The 16,088-nt window shown below is 35.8% G+C and carries 12 protein-coding genes; 2 read left to right on the plus strand and 10 right to left on the minus strand.

Features of this window, described 5'->3' with window-relative positions; translation table 11 throughout:
* Window position 1 precedes the first annotated feature (1 nt).
* The 4 genes from WN975_RS03865 to WN975_RS03880 form a co-directional block, all read right to left on the minus strand.
* Window positions 2-2,290: a TonB-dependent siderophore receptor gene (locus tag WN975_RS03865; protein WP_337965303.1), complete on the minus strand. Its 2,289-nt coding sequence runs from the start codon at window positions 2,288-2,290 to the stop codon at window positions 2-4.
* 32 nt (window positions 2,291-2,322) lie between these two features.
* Window positions 2,323-3,018 (minus strand): ATP-binding cassette domain-containing protein, encoded by a 696-nt coding sequence (locus WN975_RS03870; protein WP_337965304.1) that lies wholly within the window; start codon window positions 3,016-3,018, stop codon window positions 2,323-2,325.
* Window positions 3,019-3,311: 293 nt separating this feature from the next.
* Window positions 3,312-3,662, minus strand: coding sequence for a hypothetical protein (locus WN975_RS03875; protein ID WP_337965305.1), 351 nt, complete (start codon window positions 3,660-3,662; stop codon window positions 3,312-3,314).
* 290 nt (window positions 3,663-3,952) lie between these two features.
* Complete coding sequence (locus tag WN975_RS03880) at window positions 3,953-4,387, minus strand: DUF1810 domain-containing protein (protein ID WP_337965306.1); 435 nt, start codon at window positions 4,385-4,387, stop codon at window positions 3,953-3,955.
* A 701-nt stretch (window positions 4,388-5,088) separates the two neighbouring features.
* Here WN975_RS03880 and WN975_RS03885 point away from each other — a divergent pair.
* Complete coding sequence (locus WN975_RS03885) at window positions 5,089-5,838, plus strand: dihydrodipicolinate reductase C-terminal domain-containing protein (RefSeq protein ID WP_337965307.1); 750 nt, start codon at window positions 5,089-5,091, stop codon at window positions 5,836-5,838.
* Window positions 5,839-6,068: 230 nt separating this feature from the next.
* Here WN975_RS03885 and WN975_RS03890 read toward each other — a convergent pair whose 3' ends face one another.
* From WN975_RS03890 to WN975_RS03910, 5 genes are all read right to left on the minus strand, one after another.
* Window positions 6,069-6,815, minus strand: a complete 747-nt coding sequence (locus WN975_RS03890; protein WP_337965308.1) for a succinate dehydrogenase/fumarate reductase iron-sulfur subunit — start codon at window positions 6,813-6,815, stop codon at window positions 6,069-6,071.
* A gap of 105 nt (window positions 6,816-6,920) precedes the next feature.
* Window positions 6,921-8,831 carry a fumarate reductase/succinate dehydrogenase flavoprotein subunit gene (locus tag WN975_RS03895; protein ID WP_337965309.1) on the minus strand — a complete coding sequence of 637 codons (1,911 nt, stop codon included), beginning with the start codon at window positions 8,829-8,831 and terminating at the stop codon, window positions 6,921-6,923.
* A 154-nt stretch (window positions 8,832-8,985) separates the two neighbouring features.
* Window positions 8,986-11,904, minus strand: coding sequence for a PQQ-dependent sugar dehydrogenase (locus WN975_RS03900; protein ID WP_337965310.1), 2,919 nt, complete (start codon window positions 11,902-11,904; stop codon window positions 8,986-8,988).
* A 157-nt stretch (window positions 11,905-12,061) separates the two neighbouring features.
* Window positions 12,062-13,162 (minus strand): hypothetical protein, encoded by a 1,101-nt coding sequence (locus tag WN975_RS03905; protein WP_337965311.1) that lies wholly within the window; start codon window positions 13,160-13,162, stop codon window positions 12,062-12,064.
* A 145-nt stretch (window positions 13,163-13,307) separates the two neighbouring features.
* Entirely contained in the window at window positions 13,308-13,685 is a 378-nt protein-coding gene (locus WN975_RS03910; protein WP_099711967.1) for a helix-turn-helix domain-containing protein, read from the minus strand.
* Window positions 13,686-13,792: 107 nt separating this feature from the next.
* Between WN975_RS03910 and WN975_RS03915 the strand changes: the two genes are divergently transcribed.
* The gene (locus tag WN975_RS03915; protein WP_337965312.1) at window positions 13,793-14,404 is read left to right on the plus strand and encodes an NAD(P)H-dependent oxidoreductase; all 612 of its coding nucleotides are present in this window, start codon (window positions 13,793-13,795) and stop codon (window positions 14,402-14,404) included.
* 290 nt (window positions 14,405-14,694) lie between these two features.
* Here the strand turns inward: WN975_RS03915 and WN975_RS03920 are convergent, their stop codons facing one another.
* Window positions 14,695-15,975, minus strand: a complete 1,281-nt coding sequence (locus WN975_RS03920; RefSeq protein ID WP_337965313.1) for an acetyl-CoA C-acetyltransferase — start codon at window positions 15,973-15,975, stop codon at window positions 14,695-14,697.
* Window positions 15,976-16,088 lie beyond the last annotated feature (113 nt).

Raw genomic sequence — 16,088 nt, forward strand, 5'->3', positions numbered from 1 at the left:
ATTAAAATTTATAAGTTACGGTAAGGCTGAAATTTCTTGGTGCTCCGGGAAATAATCTCAAATAATTTTGTGCGCCTAACCAATATGTTTTATTGAATAAATTGCCCGCATTCAAAGCAATTTGCATATTACTTTTGTTGGGTTTGTAATATAAAGCAGCGTCAAAAACGGTGAAATCAGGAAGCGTAAAAGCTCTTGTAAACCAAGGCACTTTGCTGCTTTGATATTGCATCCCAAAACCAACGCCCAAATCCTTCAAACCTGAATCGGAATTGAAATTATAGCGCGTCCATAAATTGGCGCTATTTTTTGGCGTGTTTTGTTTTCTGGCACCAATTAATGAAGGATCACGATCGTTAGTGATTTTGGCATCGATATAACTGTATGAAGCATTTATTTGCCAATCCGGAGTGATATAACCCGCAAGATCACACTCAAAACCACGGCTTCTTTCGGCGCCTCTTGTGACCAATAAATCCGGATTTGCAGCATCATTGGCATTCATTAGAATATTGCGCTGATTGATTTCGTAAACTGCTGCATTAAAACTCATTGAATTATTAAAGAATGTCGCTTTTACACCAACTTCTTTCAGATTACTTTCAAGCGGATCAAATAGACTTCCGGCGGGTAAACTTCCCGTTTGAGGCATTAAAGTCACCGTATTCGATTGTGGCTGATAACCTTCAAGATAAGTCGTGTAAACGTTGATTTCGTTGTTAATCGCATATGTAAGTCCCACGCGTGGCAACAATGCCGTTTTTTTTACCGTCAATTCCTTGTTGGTTTCATAATTGGTAATATCCTCAAACCATTCGTTTCGCAAACCCAATAAAAAAGTGAATTTTTCCCACTGAATCTGATCCTGAATATAAATTGCATTGGTAGTCGTCAACGCAGATGGCAACGCAGTTCTAACATTTAACGTGTAATCTTCAGGGCTTGTTAAGGTGTAAACAGGATTGTTTAAATTGAAATAATTGACATTTGGTTTTGGCAAAACAACTCCGTCAATTGTTGTAGTTTGGTAATTGGCAGCGTTTGCGGCAACAAAAGTACTTGCCACAGTTCCGTCTTTTAGCAAATAACCTCTTGCAGCATTTTGTCCGCCGCCTTTGGTTTTGTTCCAACTGCTTAAATCGTAACCTGCCAGTAGTTTATGTTTGAGTTTTCCGGTTTTTAAATCAAAATTAAAATAAGTACTTAAATTGTCAATGTCCCAATATTGCTGACGTTGCACAAATTGCATCATCGCCAGACTTGTAACAGGTTTATTGTTCATATCGACCGCAAAAGCATTTGTAGTTCTGTGTTCCTGAAGGTTTTCCGTCCAGGTTTGTTTCATATATTGAGCATTAAATCCAATTTTTGAATTGAATTTATGAGTGAAATTCGTCATCAAAATCATTTCTTTCGATTTAAAATAATCACTTGGAGCGCCCAGATTTAAACTAATTGGCGTTTGATTTAGATTCGTAACTCCGGCAACAGCACCAAAAATAGGTTGTCCGCGATCGAGAGTTCCCGTCATGTTGCTTAGAATTAATTCAGTATTAATTGCTGTTTTCTCATTCGGAATATAACTGAATGATGGAGAGATCAAAAACGATTTATTACTCACCAAATCCCGAAATGATTTTGCTTCCTGATACGCTCCGTTAACACGATATAATAAGGTTTTAGATTCGTTTAGCGGTCCTGTAAAGTCAAGAGTTCCGCGTAAAGTGCTAAAACTTCCTACGCTCAAACTCACTTCTTTTCGGTTTACTGCGAGAGGTTTTTTAGTCACCAAATTAATACTTCCGCCGGGATCAACTGACGAAAATGTAGCGCTCGAAGGACCTTTTATAACCTCGACACGTTCGATATTATTGGTTAAAGGCTGTAGAAAATAATACTGTCGTGTTCGCATTCCGTTTACAATCTGACCTTCTTCGTTTTGACTAATTCCGCGAATTGTATATTGATTGTAATAACTCGCCGGAATTACGCCACTTGCCATTTTTACAGCATCAGCAAGATAAAAAGCGCCTTTGTCAGCAATTAATTCCTTTGTGATTGTCGAGATAGATTGCGGAATATCTTTATTTAATGCGGCTGTTTTTGTCGCTGCAAAAGAATAATCGCTATTGTATTTTTTAGTCGAACGACCAATGATTTCAACAGTTTGAAGTTCATTTCGTTTAATAGAATCCTGGGCAATACTATCGTTTACTTTTTTATTTATGTTTTGCGATTGAATAAACTGCGAACTGCTGAATACTAATAGCATTAAAATTATATGTTTCATTTTTTTGGTTGGTTTTGAAAATGCTATTTCTTTTATACAGTTTGTAAATACAAGTTTTCGAGTTCGTTTGCCGATATTTTATCAGCTTCGATAACCGTTACTAAATTGCCTTGTTTCATGATTCCTATGTGTGTAGCAACTTCTCTGGCTCTGAAAATATCGTGTGTTGCCATTAATATTGCCGTTCCGTCTGCCGAAAGTTCTTTCAGGATTTGAGAAAATTCGTTTGAAGCTTTCGGGTCTAATCCGCTTGTGGGTTCGTCTAGTAATAATACTTTGGCTCTTTTGGCAATCGCAATCGCAATACCTACTTTTTGGCGCATTCCTTTAGAATATCCGCCAAGATTCTGGTCGTGCGCTTTGAGCTGTAAACCAGCTTTCGAGAGAAAATAAGTCAATTCTCCAGATGAATATTTAAATCCCGCCAGAGAAGAGAAGAATTTCAGGTTTTCTAAACCGGTAAGATTTGGGTATAACATTACAGTTTCAGGAATGTAAGCGACATATTCTTTGGTTTTTGAAGCATTTTCTATAACCGATATATTATTGATTTTCAGTTCTCCGTCTGTTGGTTCGATAAAACCTAAAAAGAGATTAATTGTTGTTGTTTTTCCGGCACCATTCTGACCTAAAAGCGCAAAGATTTCGCCTTGTTTAATGGTTAAATTCAATTTATTTAAGGCAACATAGTCGCCGTATTTTTTCGTAAGATTCTCAGCTATAAGCATGTTTTTATGTATTTGGGTGATTTTTTAGTTTTCGATCGCAGGATTTCAATCGCTGTTTTTGATACAACAACGACTTTAAAAATGGAGTAGGAGAAATGGATAGTTTACAACTATTGTGATAGAAGAATATCTATGTGAATTTGAAAAATAAGAATGCCTTTTTGGAAACTAAATGATAAGTCACTTTCTTTTGTATAGAAAGGAAATCAAATAGATTCACGAATAAGTTTGCCTAACTTCTATATTGAAGAATAGGTAAATTGCTTTTAATTTTTCGAATAAAATGTAGTAAACTATAAAATAGAAGGTGGTGCTCTAAGGGCAAAAAGACTGCCTTTAAAGAAGTTTGAAGCCATTTTTGTATAAAAGAATACATAAGAGGTTTCAGTAATTACTTTATGAAATGATAAAGTTTGAAATGAATTGGGAATAAAAGTGCTAAACGCAAAATGACAAACGTGACAATTATTGTCTACAGAATGGCTGTGTGTAATTTGCTTTTGCCCATCGACAGCATTGTGATGACACTGTTTTTCTGTTAGTTGTCGGTAAACATGCTCGTAAGAATGTATGGTCTGAAACAGCATTGCGAACAATACGGTTAAAGACATAAAAAGATTAATTAAGACAATTTTCTTTTTCATTCCTGTTTTGGCAATCAGCGTGTTTACTCGACTTCGTGAGTTATTAACTAACGCAACTTGGTTGCAAATATAGTTTTCTTATTTAGAAATACACTAATATAAAATATTATTTTACTTTTCACATGAATAATTTTAACACATAGAAACATAGATTTTTTAATTTCAATAAAGATCAAAATAAGCAAATCTTTGCTTCACATAGCTTTGCGATTTTGCTATGTGGTAATATTCAAATTGAAACGCCTTTTACACAATTTAAAACCTATGTTTCTATGTGTTAAAAGAAAAATCTAGAAATTACTATACAACAATTGAAGCGTATGAAAATCTGAAGAACCGTCAAAATATTTGTCCAATACTTCTTCAAATAATGGTTCTGAGTTTTGAATACTGGCAAATAATGTCATGCAAGATTGCAATTTTTCATCGTCTGGATTTCCGAATATATCTGCAGCAGTTTTTTCGTCTGTTTTGATTAATTCAGATGTAATTTCCAGAAGATGTTTCCCCAGAATTGGATGTTCTAGAAACGCGATTGCTTCGTCGGCATTTTTAATTTCGTAGAACTTTGAGGTATCGCAGGAACCAAGTCCTTTTATCTGAGGAAAAATAAACCACATCCAAGGAGATTCTTTTTTACCTTTTTTAATTTCGGAAAGTGCCGATAGGTATAATTTATTTTGTGCGTCTAAAAAACGTACTAATTCTTTATTGTTGTAGGCCATTATTTACTGATTTTATTTGGGGTCAATCAGGTCGTAAAACTACTGAAAATATGTTAAGTTGTACATTCTGATCAGCATTTTTGCATCTATTTTTTCAAAATATATTAAGTAAATAATATCCTGTAGTATTAATCGGAAAATTTTATTTTAATGTCAAAGATTAAAAGGATTTTTAGTGATTTATGATAATCTCGCAAAGTCGCAAAGACGGAAAGTTTTTATTGTAAGTTATAACTTGGCGTCTTTGCGGCTTTGCGCGAAATTCTCGGTGCTACGTCAAAAAAACTTAATAAAAAATCTCGCAAAGACGCTAAGTCGCAAAGTTTGTATTATAAGTAGCAAACTTGGCGTCTCTGCGACTTTGCGTGAAATTCTCGGTGCTACGTCAAAAAAACTTAATAAAAAATCTCGCAAAGACGCCAAGTCGCAAAGTTTTTTTATTCTAGATTGTAAACTTAGCGACCCTTGCGAAAAACCTTTGCAACTTTGCGGTTAAAAAAATTCACAATATTATTCCTGTTAACAAGGCTCTTTTTTGTTACAAAACTCAATAATCGTTAGTGTTCCCGTGATAATATCCCTATTTTTACTAATAGAGGATAATTATCAACTTAGATAATAATTAAATTTTTGATTTGACATGAACTTCAAAATATGTCAATTTCTATTAACGAGCATATCGCTCAATAAAAAAATAAATTATGAAAATAGGACTAATCGGATTCGGAAAAACTGGAAAATCAGTAGCATCAATACTACTCGAAAACAACAAATTTTGCCTGGAATGGGTTTTAAGACAAAGCACTGTTTTAGAACACAGATCAGTTCCGGAATTTTTTGGAGTTCAGTCAGACGAACCCGGATTAATTTACTCTAGTTCCAAAACTTCGGTAGAAGAATTGCTGGACAAACATCCGGTCGATGTGATTATCGATTTTTCGTCAAGCGAAGGAATCTATACTTATGGCGAAATTGCAGCGAATCGAAAGGTTAAGATTATTTCCGCAATTTCTCATTATAAAGATAAAGAACTACAATTATTAAAGAAATTAGCGCATAAAACGACCGTTTTTTGGTCTCCAAATATTACTTTGGGAGTGAATTATTTACTTTTTGCTGCCAAGTTTCTAAAGAAAATTGCGCCTTGGGTTGATATTGAAGTAAATGAAGAACATTTTAAAAAGAAAGAAGGAACTTCAGGAACGGCGGTTAAAATTGCAGAAGCTTTAGATGTTGACAAAGACAATATAAACTCCGTTAGAGCTGGCGGAATCGTTGGTAAACATGAAGTTATATTTGGATTTCCGTATCAAACAGTTCGTCTTATTCATGAATCGATTTCAAGAGAAGCATTTGGTAACGGAGTTGTTTTTGTTGCCGAAAACTTAGAAAACAAGAAAAAAGGATTGTATAATTTTGAAGATATTCTGACGCCTTACTTTGTAATTTAATGCTTTACACAATAAAACCCGACAGGTTTTTAAAACCTGTCGGGTTTACTAAAAGTTTAAAAAATATTTATTTAACACATAGAAACAGAGCGAGTATGGGGCAAAAAGGCTTCAAAAAAAGAACTGCATTTCTCTCAAAAAGATTGTTATGCTTATTTTTATTAATTGAAATGCCATTTTTTGAGTTACAATATCAATGTTTCTATGTGTTTTAAATAAATAATATGTTGTTATTTTCTAAAAATTAAAGCTTTAGCATATTCTGAATTCATTTTTGCAATGGAAAGAATAGAAATACCTTGCGGACATTCGATTTCGCAAGCTCTTGTATCTGAGCAATTTCCAAAACCTTCAGCATCCATTTGACTTACCATCGTTAAAACTCTTTTTGAAGCTTCTATTTTTCCTTGCGGAAGCAAAGCCAAATGTGTGATTTTTGCTCCAACAAACAATGCGGCACTTGCGTTTTTGCAAGTTGCAACACAAGCCCCACATCCTATACAAGCCGCGGCATCAAAGGAAGCTTCGGCAGTTTCATAAGATATCGGAATACTATTTGCTTCGGGAGCCTGACCCGTTGAAGCGCCAATAAAACCGCCGGCTTCAATTATAGAATCAAAAGCAGATCGATTGATTTTTAAATCTCTCAAAACCGGAAAAGCTTTTGCACGAAAAGGTTCAATATAAATCGTATCGCCATCTTTAAAACTTCTCATATGAAGTTGGCAAGTTGTAGTATTTTTTAATGGTCCATGCGCTCTTCCGTCAATCATAACGCCACATTGACCACAAATTCCTTCTCTGCAATCATGGTCAAATTCTATAACACGTTCTTTTTTCTGAATAAGAGATTCATTTAAAAGATCGAGCATTTCGAGAAAAGACATGTGCTCAGAAACATTATCAATTTCATAATCTACCATTTCTCCTTTGGAAGAAGTATTAAGTTGTCGCCATATTTTAAGATATAGTTTCATAGTTAATTATTAATTGTAAGTTGTTAATTATGAGTTTTTTGTAAGCTGTGAAATTGAGTTTTATTGATTGTTAATTAATAATTTACAATTAACAATCAATAATAATTATTTATAACTTCTAACTGCCAATTCAACTGATTCAAATACTAAAGGCTCTTTGTGTAATTCCGGTATTTGTTGTTTTCCTTTCCATTCCCAAGCCGAAACGTAACAGAAATCTTTATCATTCCGAACTGCTTCGCCATCAGGAGTTTGGTATTCTTCACGAAAGTGTGCGCCACAGGATTCTTCTCTTTGCAAAGCATCGTGACACATTAATTCAGCAAGTTCTATATAATCTGCAATGCGTCCGGCTTTTTCAAGTTCGCTGTTAACTGTGTCATCTCCCGTAATTAAAAGGTCTTTTTCAAAAGAAGCTTTTAGTGATTTGATTTCGTTTAAGGCGTCTTCAAGTTTTTCTTTACTTCTCGAAAGACCGCATTTTTCATAAAGTAATCTTCCAATTTTTTTATGGAAATAATCTGTCGAAAGTGTTCCTTTACTATTCAGAAATTTATCTAATTGTGTTCTTACTGAAGTTTCGGCTTCTTCAAAAGCAGGATGATTTATATCTAATTTTGGAGCATTTAATTCTCCTGCCAAATAATTCGGAATTGTGTAAGGCGCAATAAAATAACCGTCTACACATGCCTGAAGCAGCGAATTTGCACCAAGTCTGTTAGCGCCATGATCGGCAAAATTAGCTTCTCCAAGAGCAAATAATCCGGGAATCGTACTCATTAATTCATAATCAATCCAAAGTCCACCCATTGTAAAATGCGCCGATGGCGAAATCAGCATTGGTTCTTTGTAGGCATTGATTCCTGTAATTTTCTCGTACATCGCAAAAAGATTGCTGTATTTGGCTTCGATTTTATCTTTTCCCTGCGTTTTTATAGCATCGGAGAAATCCAGATAAATAGCATTTTTCATTGGTCCAACGCCATGTCCGGCATCAATTTGTTCTTTTGCAGCTCTTGACGAAATATCGCGCGGAGCAAGATTTCCAAAAGAAGGATATTTGCGTTCCAGATAATAATCGCGTTCGTCTTCGGGAATTGTATTTGGATCTCGGTCGTCTTTGGCGGTTTTCGGAACCCAGATTCGGCCGTCATTACGCAAAGATTCCGACATTAAAGTCAATTTAGACTGATTTTCTCCGTGTTGCGGAAGTGAAGTTGGGTGAAACTGAATCCAGCTTACACCAGCCATATAAGCGCCTTTTTTGTGTGCCCGCCAAATTGCAGAACTATTACAGCCCATTGCCAATGTTGACAGATAATATACTTTGCCATAACCTCCGGAAGCCAATACTACAGCATCAGCAACGTGACGCTCGAGTTCTCCGGTTTCAAGATTTCGCGCAATAATACCTTTGGCTTTTCCATCAATAACGACTAATTCCAGCATTTCATGTCGCGTGTACATGGCTACTTTTCCTAATGAAACCTGACGCAATAAAGCCTGATAAGCTCCCAATAAAAGTTGTTGTCCCGTTTGTCCGCGGGCATAGAAAGTTCTCGAAACCTGAACTCCTCCAAACGATCGATTATTAAGATATCCGGCATATTCTCTGGCAAAAGGAACACCTTGTGCAACGGCATGATCAATTAAATGTGCAGAACATTCCGCCAGACGGTAAACATTTGCTTCGCGAGATCTAAAATCACCGCCTTTTATGGTGTCGTAAAACATTCTGTAAGTGCTGTCTCCGTCGTTTTTGTAGTTTTTTGCAGCATTAACTCCGCCTTGAGCGGCCACAGAATGGGCTCTTCTTGGAGAATCCTGAAAACAAAATGATTTGATATTGTAACCTTGTTCAGCCAATGATGCAGCGCACGAAGCTCCTGCAAGACCAGTTCCTACGACTATAATGTTTAGTTTTTTTCTATTTGCGGGGTTTACAAGCTTAGCTTTTGCTTTATAATTATTCCATTTTTCAGCTAGAGGACCTTCAGGTATTTTTGAGTCGATCATTTTGGTTTTATTTAAAATGAAACTTGTATTAAGAAGCTGTAATTTACTACAAAAAAATGAATTTTAAAAGAAAAAAAGGTTATGATTTTAAAAATGCCCTGAGAAAAATAAGAATTCTTCACAGGGCATTTTTGGTATTTAGAAAAGTAAACTATTATTGTTTGCCTATCGAAATTGCTTTACTGGCGGCATTTGTTTTTACAAAATAGATTCCTGTTGGATGTTCTGAAATCGAAATTACACTTCCGCTTCCTTGTTTTATTTTAGTTCCTGAAGCCGAATAAACAGTCCATTCCAACTCTTTTGATAAATGGAATATTCCGGTTGATGGATTCGGAAAAACAATGATTTTATTCGATTCTTGATTTGGGTTTTCAATACCAAGGTTGCAATTGTGTACCATATATGCAACTTCTTTTTTATTGTCTCCAGCAGTATTACTAACGGTTAAAGAAACTGTTTTTGTTCCTTCGGTTGAATAAATTACGCTATGAGGACCAATTCCTGTTGCGGTTGGAGGTGTTTCGCTTTCGCCAAAGTTCCAAAGATAATTATCAACGGTTCCAAGTGAAACAGACGTAAAAGTAACGGGCGTATTCAGACATCCCATTTGAGAATTAACTTCAAAATCTGCAACCGGAGCTGTTGTACTTCCGGTTAGTACAAATTCCATTCTATTGACGTTGATATCTCCTTCTTCAAAAAATAAAGTAATAACACGAGTTCCCTGCGTTAAAGCAATATTAGGAATTGTAACGGTTTGCCACGCCTGAAATCCTGTAGTATTTGGGATATTTACGGTTCCTGTAATATTTACGCCGTCAACTTCAAGATGTAATTTTCGATTGGCATAAGGCGATGCAATTCTTAAATGGATACTATAATTTCCGGTAGTATTTACTTTTGAAGTGTATTTAAGCCATTCGTTTTTGCCAACATAAGCAAGGTTATATCCGCCTTCGCTACAAGCTTCAGTTCCTACGCCATCTCCGGCTCTGTAAACGGTATCGCCACCGCCATTAATGTCAAGAAAAGCGCTTGGACCAACATCGTAATTTTCGGCTTCAATTGTACCCGGAATTTGCGCTACGGTTCCTAAATATGGCGCATTAGGAAGTGTTGTTGCAGTATAAACCGCGGTATAAGTTGCCGTTCCTGTTGCCGGAGCTTTGAAGGTTTGATTGGCAGCTCCGCCATGATCCCAATGGTCAAAATCATATCTGATATTATTGATGTATTGTGGAGTAGGAGCGTTTAAAGTCTGTAATGCTGCATTTGCCACAACTTGTTTTGTTGATGGCGCTGTAACAGGTTTCTGATTGAATTCAAGAGCCAATAATGCCGGAGAACTTGTAACTGTTACATCGACTAAATTAGGTTTAATATCAACAAAAGTCGAAGCTGTTAAACCATTGCTATCAGTGACTTTTACTGTAAATCGATACCAGACATTTGGCGTTTTTTCACCTTGATTTGATGCTGTAAAATCACCTGATTTTGTGCCTTGCGGACTTGCTCCGGGATGCGAATGACCTGAACCCGGAATATCTTCGTGAAAAAGGTCAATATTCCATGAAAAAGCACTTGCAGGTAACGTTCCGTCTTCGATATCTGTTGCTGTTGCTTCAAAGTGGATCAAATCATCAGCATTCCATTTTAAAGTTGGCAAAGGCGAAACGATAGTAACTGTTGGCGCATTGCTAAAAGGTGTCACCGTTAAAGTCGCAGGATTACTGGTTTCATTGCCCGCAGTATTAGAAACTATAACGCGATAATCGCCTGCATTTGCATTGGTTACATTAGCAATTGTATATGTTGCGGCGTTTGCTCCGGGAATATTTACATTGTTGAATTGCCATTGATATGAAAGCCCAACGCCACTTGCAGAAACTGTAAAAGTTACCGGAGTTGTTTGCATAATGGTTTGCGAAACAGGATGATTTACAATCGTTGGCGCGGCAGTTGCAATATAATCCAGCTTAATTAGTGAACCGTTATTTCCGTAAGCACAATAGTAAATGTAGCCATCGTTGCCCAACATCATTCCGAGTGCTTGTTGCTGTGGCGCCGAATAAAATTCGGTAGAAACAGGATCAGCAACATTTGGATCAAACCAACGAATTGCATTTCGAACAAAATCTTTGATAATAAATTTCCCCTGAAGATCTGGATAACGAGAAGTTGTCGGGTTATAAAGTACGCCGTTTGTTAAAGCATTTCCAATACTTCCGGTTGCATATGTAAAAATCGGATTGGTAAATAAGTTGGTTTCAGTTTGTTTTCCGTCACCGCCTTGAGGATGTCCCCACGCATAGTTGCGAATTGTGGGATTGCTAATTTCGTTGATTTCCTCCCACGAAGTTCCAACATCCAAAACAAATAATTTATTGGCCGTTTTATTGGCTACAAGTCTCCACGGATTTCTGAAACCATAAACCCAGATGCTTTGTCTTTGCACAGAACCACTTCCGTAGAAGGGATTTCCGGGCGCAGGTTGTCCGTCTTCGGTTAAACGGAGGATTTTACCTTTGTACGTGTCAAGATCCTGAGAATTTGTGTTTTGCTGACTGTCTCCAACGGTTACGTAAAGAAATCCGTTAAAGAATTTTAGATCGCCGCCATTATGAAAACCGCCACCAATAGGTTCTAATAATAAAATCTCCTGTCGGCTGACAACCTGATTGGCATTGTCGATTTTTATTCTTTCGATTCGATGTCTGATTACGCCATCATTTATAGAGTAAAAGACATAAATATAGCCGTTTGTAGCAAAATCAGGATGCAAAGTTAAACCAAGTAAACCTTGTTCATTATCTGTTACGGTTTGAACGGTAAAAACGGTTGAAACGGCATTGTTTTGAAATACTTTGACAATTCCGCCTCTTTCTGCAATAAAAATTCGTCCATCAGAAGATTGTTCCAGCGAAAGTCCTTCTTTAATAACCGCTGTAGGAGCAAGGTTTTGTGTGATGTATTGGCAATTTCCCTTTAGGGAAAGCAATAAAAAGAAAGCACACAATAAAGGCGTTAATATTCGCCTCTTTAGAAAATAAGCAAGTAGATTTTTTTTCATAATTATTAAGAATGAATTTATAATTTGGGTAATCAAATGTAAACTTTTCTTAATAATTATTTTAGTTTCTTATATTATGTTTTTATGTAATTTATTGATTATTAGGTATTTTTGGTGATGTTGTGTAAGGATTTGATGTATTCTTTAGCTGAAAATATTATTTGATAAATTTTTCTACATTCGGAATTTTCTCTAATGATTTGGTGTTTTCCTCGAGAATTTTGGCTGCAGACTGATTTATTTTGCTTGCCGGAATTGTTTTCCATTTGTCTAAGTTTTTTTCGTAATCAACATTAAATAAAAAGCGTGATAAATCTCTGATTACACAATAAGCTGCAATAGAATGACCATTATCGCTATCGTAATTTCCGTTATTTATAAAAGACTGAATTCTTTTGTAAAGTCCGTCTTCAGAATAAAGGGATAATTCCGTCAATTTTCCTCTGTATTCTAAATCAGCAGAACCAACGCCTTTTAGTTTTGGGAATAATTTATAATCTGCAAAATGTCGTCCTTCATGACCAATATAACTTACTCTAAAGTTTTCCGATTTTAAATCGTATGCTTTTTTTACGCAAAACAAAGCTTCCTGAGTTGTCCAACCTGCTGGATAATAACGTCCTAAAGTGGCATATTCGCTCCAGGCTAAAGTTATAAAATCGTCCATAAAGTAGATTTTAATTGGAGTTTCTTTTCCTTCATAATTCACTTTATAGATCGTATCTTTTTCTGTTTTCCAAACTAATAAATCATAAAGTCCGCCGGTTTTTCCGAATCCAGTTGTATTATAACCTAAGTCTGAGATGTATTTTTTTTGGTAGACATTGATACTGTCTTCGTTAAGCGTTAAGTTCTTTGCAGCCGGAAGATTTGCTTTTAGAAAATTGGCGACATTTTTCATAATCAACGTATCGGTTTTCTTTTCTTTATTTAAGAAAGAGAATCTCCAATAATCTCGATAAATTTTTAAAAGCGCGTCTATTTTTGATTTTCGGGTTTCCAGGAAATCGCTTTTATCTGTTGCAAACTTAAATCGATTTTCGAAATTGGTTTTGAATTTTAAGTCTTTCTGCGCTATTTTTTTAGTGGGATCAATTTCGAGTAAAGGCAAAGCTTGTTTAGGATTTCCGTCTAATGCAAGGGCATAAATTTTAGTATAATTGAGTTTTATACTGTCATTTGGAGTAGTTTGCGCATTTATTTTCGAAAATGAAAAGAAATTGATTATCAGTACTGTAACTAGTTTTAAGATTCTCATAATAAAAATATCAAGTTAATTTTATAATGACTTTTTTATTATAGAGACGACTTTTTAGATTTTGTTACACTTTTGATTCTTATTTTATTGAAAAATTAAACCCGACAGGTTTTTAAAAGCTGTCGGGTTTGGATTTTGTTCATTATTAATGTCCAATGATCTCTTTTCTATGCAAAGTTCCCCATTCATTCAATGCGCCAATAACATTGTATAACGTGTGGCTGTGTTCAGTTCTTGCGTATTCTACAGTTGGCGGAAAAGTATCATAAACAGTTCTTGTAACCAGTTTGTTTATTTCCAGATCTTTAAGCTCTTTCGAAAGCATTTTATCTGTAATTCCGTTTATATCTTTAGAAATTTCCTTAAATCGTTTCGGTCTGTTTGATAATGCGATTAAAATGGGCAATTTCCATCTTCCGCTTAAAACTTCCAAAGCATCTCTTACGGGTAATAATGCTGCTAGACATTCTTCCGGTTGGTGCCCACAAGGCATTTCTTCTGTTAATTCACTCTTTGTTTTCATATGTATTGCGTTACTATCCTCAAGGATAGCGCTATCCTTGAGGATAGTACTATAAAAGAGATAGCAAATGTAGATAAGTTTGTATCGTAAACAAAATAATTATAAAAATGAGTAAAAAGATTCTGAATATAGTAACAAGCATCAAAGGAGATGCTTCATTTAGCAACAAATTATCGAATGCTATTCTTGATAAATTGAAAGCGGAATACAGCGAAATCGAGATTCAAACGCTTGATCTTTCTAAAACGCCTTTGCCTTATTTGAGCGAATTGGATATTAGTGCTTTTTATACTCCGGCAGATCAACATACAGAAGCTCAGAAAGAGACTCTGAAATATTCTGATGCTGCGACAAAAGATGTTTTAGAAGCTGATGTTATCGTTATTGGTGTGCCACTTTACAATTTTGGAATTCCGGCAGTTTTAAAAGGTTGGATCGATCAGGTTGCGAGAGCAGGAAAGACTTTTAGTTATGATGAGAATGGACCAAAAGGATTATTGACGAATAAAAAAGTGTTTTTAGCAATTGCTTCGGGCGCAATTTTTTCTGAAGGACCTTATAAAAGTTATGATTTTTCTGAGCCTTATTTACGCGCTGTATTAGGTTTCTTAGGCATAACCGATGTTACAGTTTTTCGCGTAGAAGGAACTGCAATTCCTGATTTTGCCGAAAACGCTTTACCTAAAGCGTTGTCTGCAGTAGAAGAATTTGCTTTTTAAAAGTAAAAATTACGAGAGTTGGACATTTTCGTATGTAGTAAACCCGACAGGTTTTTGGAACTTGTCGGGTTTTGTTTTTTATCAAATAAGCGTGTTAACCTTGGATTGTAACTTCCAGTAAACCCGACAGGTTTTTAAAACCTGTCGGGTTTGTCGCAGAATATGATGAGATCTTCGATTGCGAAATCTTTGTCAAAGTTTTAAACTTTGACAAAGATAATTACGTCTACAAACCGCAGTAAACCTGACAGGTTTTTAAAACCTGTCGGGTTTGAATATCGAATAGATTATTATTTCTCAATAATCATTGTAACGCCTTGTCCTCCGGCGGCACAAATCGAAATAAATCCTCTTCCGGAACCTTTTTCGTTTAATAATTTAGCCATTACGCCAATTATTCTTCCGCCTGTTGCAGCAAAAGGATGCGCGGCAGCAAGACTGCTTCCTTTAACGTTTAGTTTTTCTCTGTCGATTGCACCAAGAGGTTTTTTGAGTCCTATTTGAGCGCTTAATTCCGGACTTTCCCAGATTTTTAGAGTTGCAAGAACTTGTGCTGCAAAAGCTTCGTGAATTTCATAATAATCAAAATCCTGCAATGTCAAACCTGCTTTTTCGAGCATTCTGCTGGCTGCAAATAATGGTGCCAATAAAAGGTTTTGCTGATTTTTTACGTATTCAATTGCTGCAATTTCGGCAAAAGAAATATAAGCCAAAATAGGAAGTCCTTGCGCTTTTGCCCATTCTTCGCTTGCCAAAAGAATGCACGATGCACCATCTGTAAGCGGAGTAGAATTTCCTGCTGTCAAAGTTCCGTTTATTTTATCGAATGCGGGTTTTAGTTTTGCCAGTTTTTCAATTGTGCTGTCTCTTCGAAGGTTATTATCTTTTTCAAGTCCGCTAAACGGAGTTATCATATCATCAAAAAAGCCTTCATCGTACGCTTTTGTCATATTCAAATGGCTTCTTAGCGCGAAGTTATCCTGATCTTCACGAGAAATTTGATAATGTTTAGCCGTAATTTCGGTATGACCGCCCATCGAAAGTCCGGTTTGTGATTCTTCATTTTTAGGAACTAATGGCGACAAATCTTTTGGACGAAGTTTTAGAAACAACTTGATTTTTTCGCCTAATGATTTTGCTTGTCTGGCATTCAATAAAATCTTTCTAAGTTTTTCGCTTACCGCAATTGGCATATCACTAATCGAATCAACACCGCCGGCAATTCCGGATTCTATTTGTCCGAGAGCAATTTTGTTGGCAATATAAACGGCACTTTCTATTCCAGTATCGCAAGCTTGTTGTAAATCACAAGCCGGAGTTGCGGGATCAAGAGCGGTTTTCATGACACATTCTCTGATCAAATTATTATCATAAGTATGTTTAATTACAGCTCCTCCGGCAACTTCGCCTAACAATTTACCTTCGAGATTGTATTTGGTAATAAGTCCGTTTAAGGCAGCGGTCATCATTTCTGTATTTCCAACTTCGGCGTAAGCGGTATTTGCCCTTGCAAACGGAATTCGATTGTAACCTACAATAGCTACTTTTCTAACTGTATTGGTATTATTCATAATATGAGATTTGTTTTTGGAAGTTCTCTTTTTAAATTTTTCAAGTTTAAAGATAAGCAGACTTATTTATAATTGGAGTTTTTGTAAGATAATATTGTTTTAACTTTTTGAGA

The sequence above is a fragment of the uncultured Flavobacterium sp. genome (assembly GCF_951805225.1).
Taxonomy (GTDB): Bacteria; Bacteroidota; Bacteroidia; order Flavobacteriales; family Flavobacteriaceae; genus Flavobacterium.

Coding starts and splice junctions, on each gene's coding strand:
- WN975_RS03865 (WP_337965303.1), bottom strand. CDS start 2,290: ATGAAACATATAATTTTAATGCTATTAGTATTCAGCAGTTCGCAGTTT.
- WN975_RS03870 (WP_337965304.1), bottom strand. CDS start 3,018: ATGCTTATAGCTGAGAATCTTACGAAAAAATACGGCGACTATGTTGCC.
- WN975_RS03875 (WP_337965305.1), bottom strand. CDS start 3,662: ATGAAAAAGAAAATTGTCTTAATTAATCTTTTTATGTCTTTAACCGTA.
- WN975_RS03880 (WP_337965306.1), bottom strand. CDS start 4,387: ATGGCCTACAACAATAAAGAATTAGTACGTTTTTTAGACGCACAAAAT.
- WN975_RS03885 (WP_337965307.1), top strand. CDS start 5,089: ATGAAAATAGGACTAATCGGATTCGGAAAAACTGGAAAATCAGTAGCA.
- WN975_RS03890 (WP_337965308.1), bottom strand. CDS start 6,815: ATGAAACTATATCTTAAAATATGGCGACAACTTAATACTTCTTCCAAA.
- WN975_RS03895 (WP_337965309.1), bottom strand. CDS start 8,831: ATGATCGACTCAAAAATACCTGAAGGTCCTCTAGCTGAAAAATGGAAT.
- WN975_RS03900 (WP_337965310.1), bottom strand. CDS start 11,904: ATGAAAAAAAATCTACTTGCTTATTTTCTAAAGAGGCGAATATTAACG.
- WN975_RS03905 (WP_337965311.1), bottom strand. CDS start 13,162: ATGAGAATCTTAAAACTAGTTACAGTACTGATAATCAATTTCTTTTCA.
- WN975_RS03910 (WP_099711967.1), bottom strand. CDS start 13,685: ATGAAAACAAAGAGTGAATTAACAGAAGAAATGCCTTGTGGGCACCAA.
- WN975_RS03915 (WP_337965312.1), top strand. CDS start 13,793: ATGAGTAAAAAGATTCTGAATATAGTAACAAGCATCAAAGGAGATGCT.
- WN975_RS03920 (WP_337965313.1), bottom strand. CDS start 15,975: ATGAATAATACCAATACAGTTAGAAAAGTAGCTATTGTAGGTTACAAT.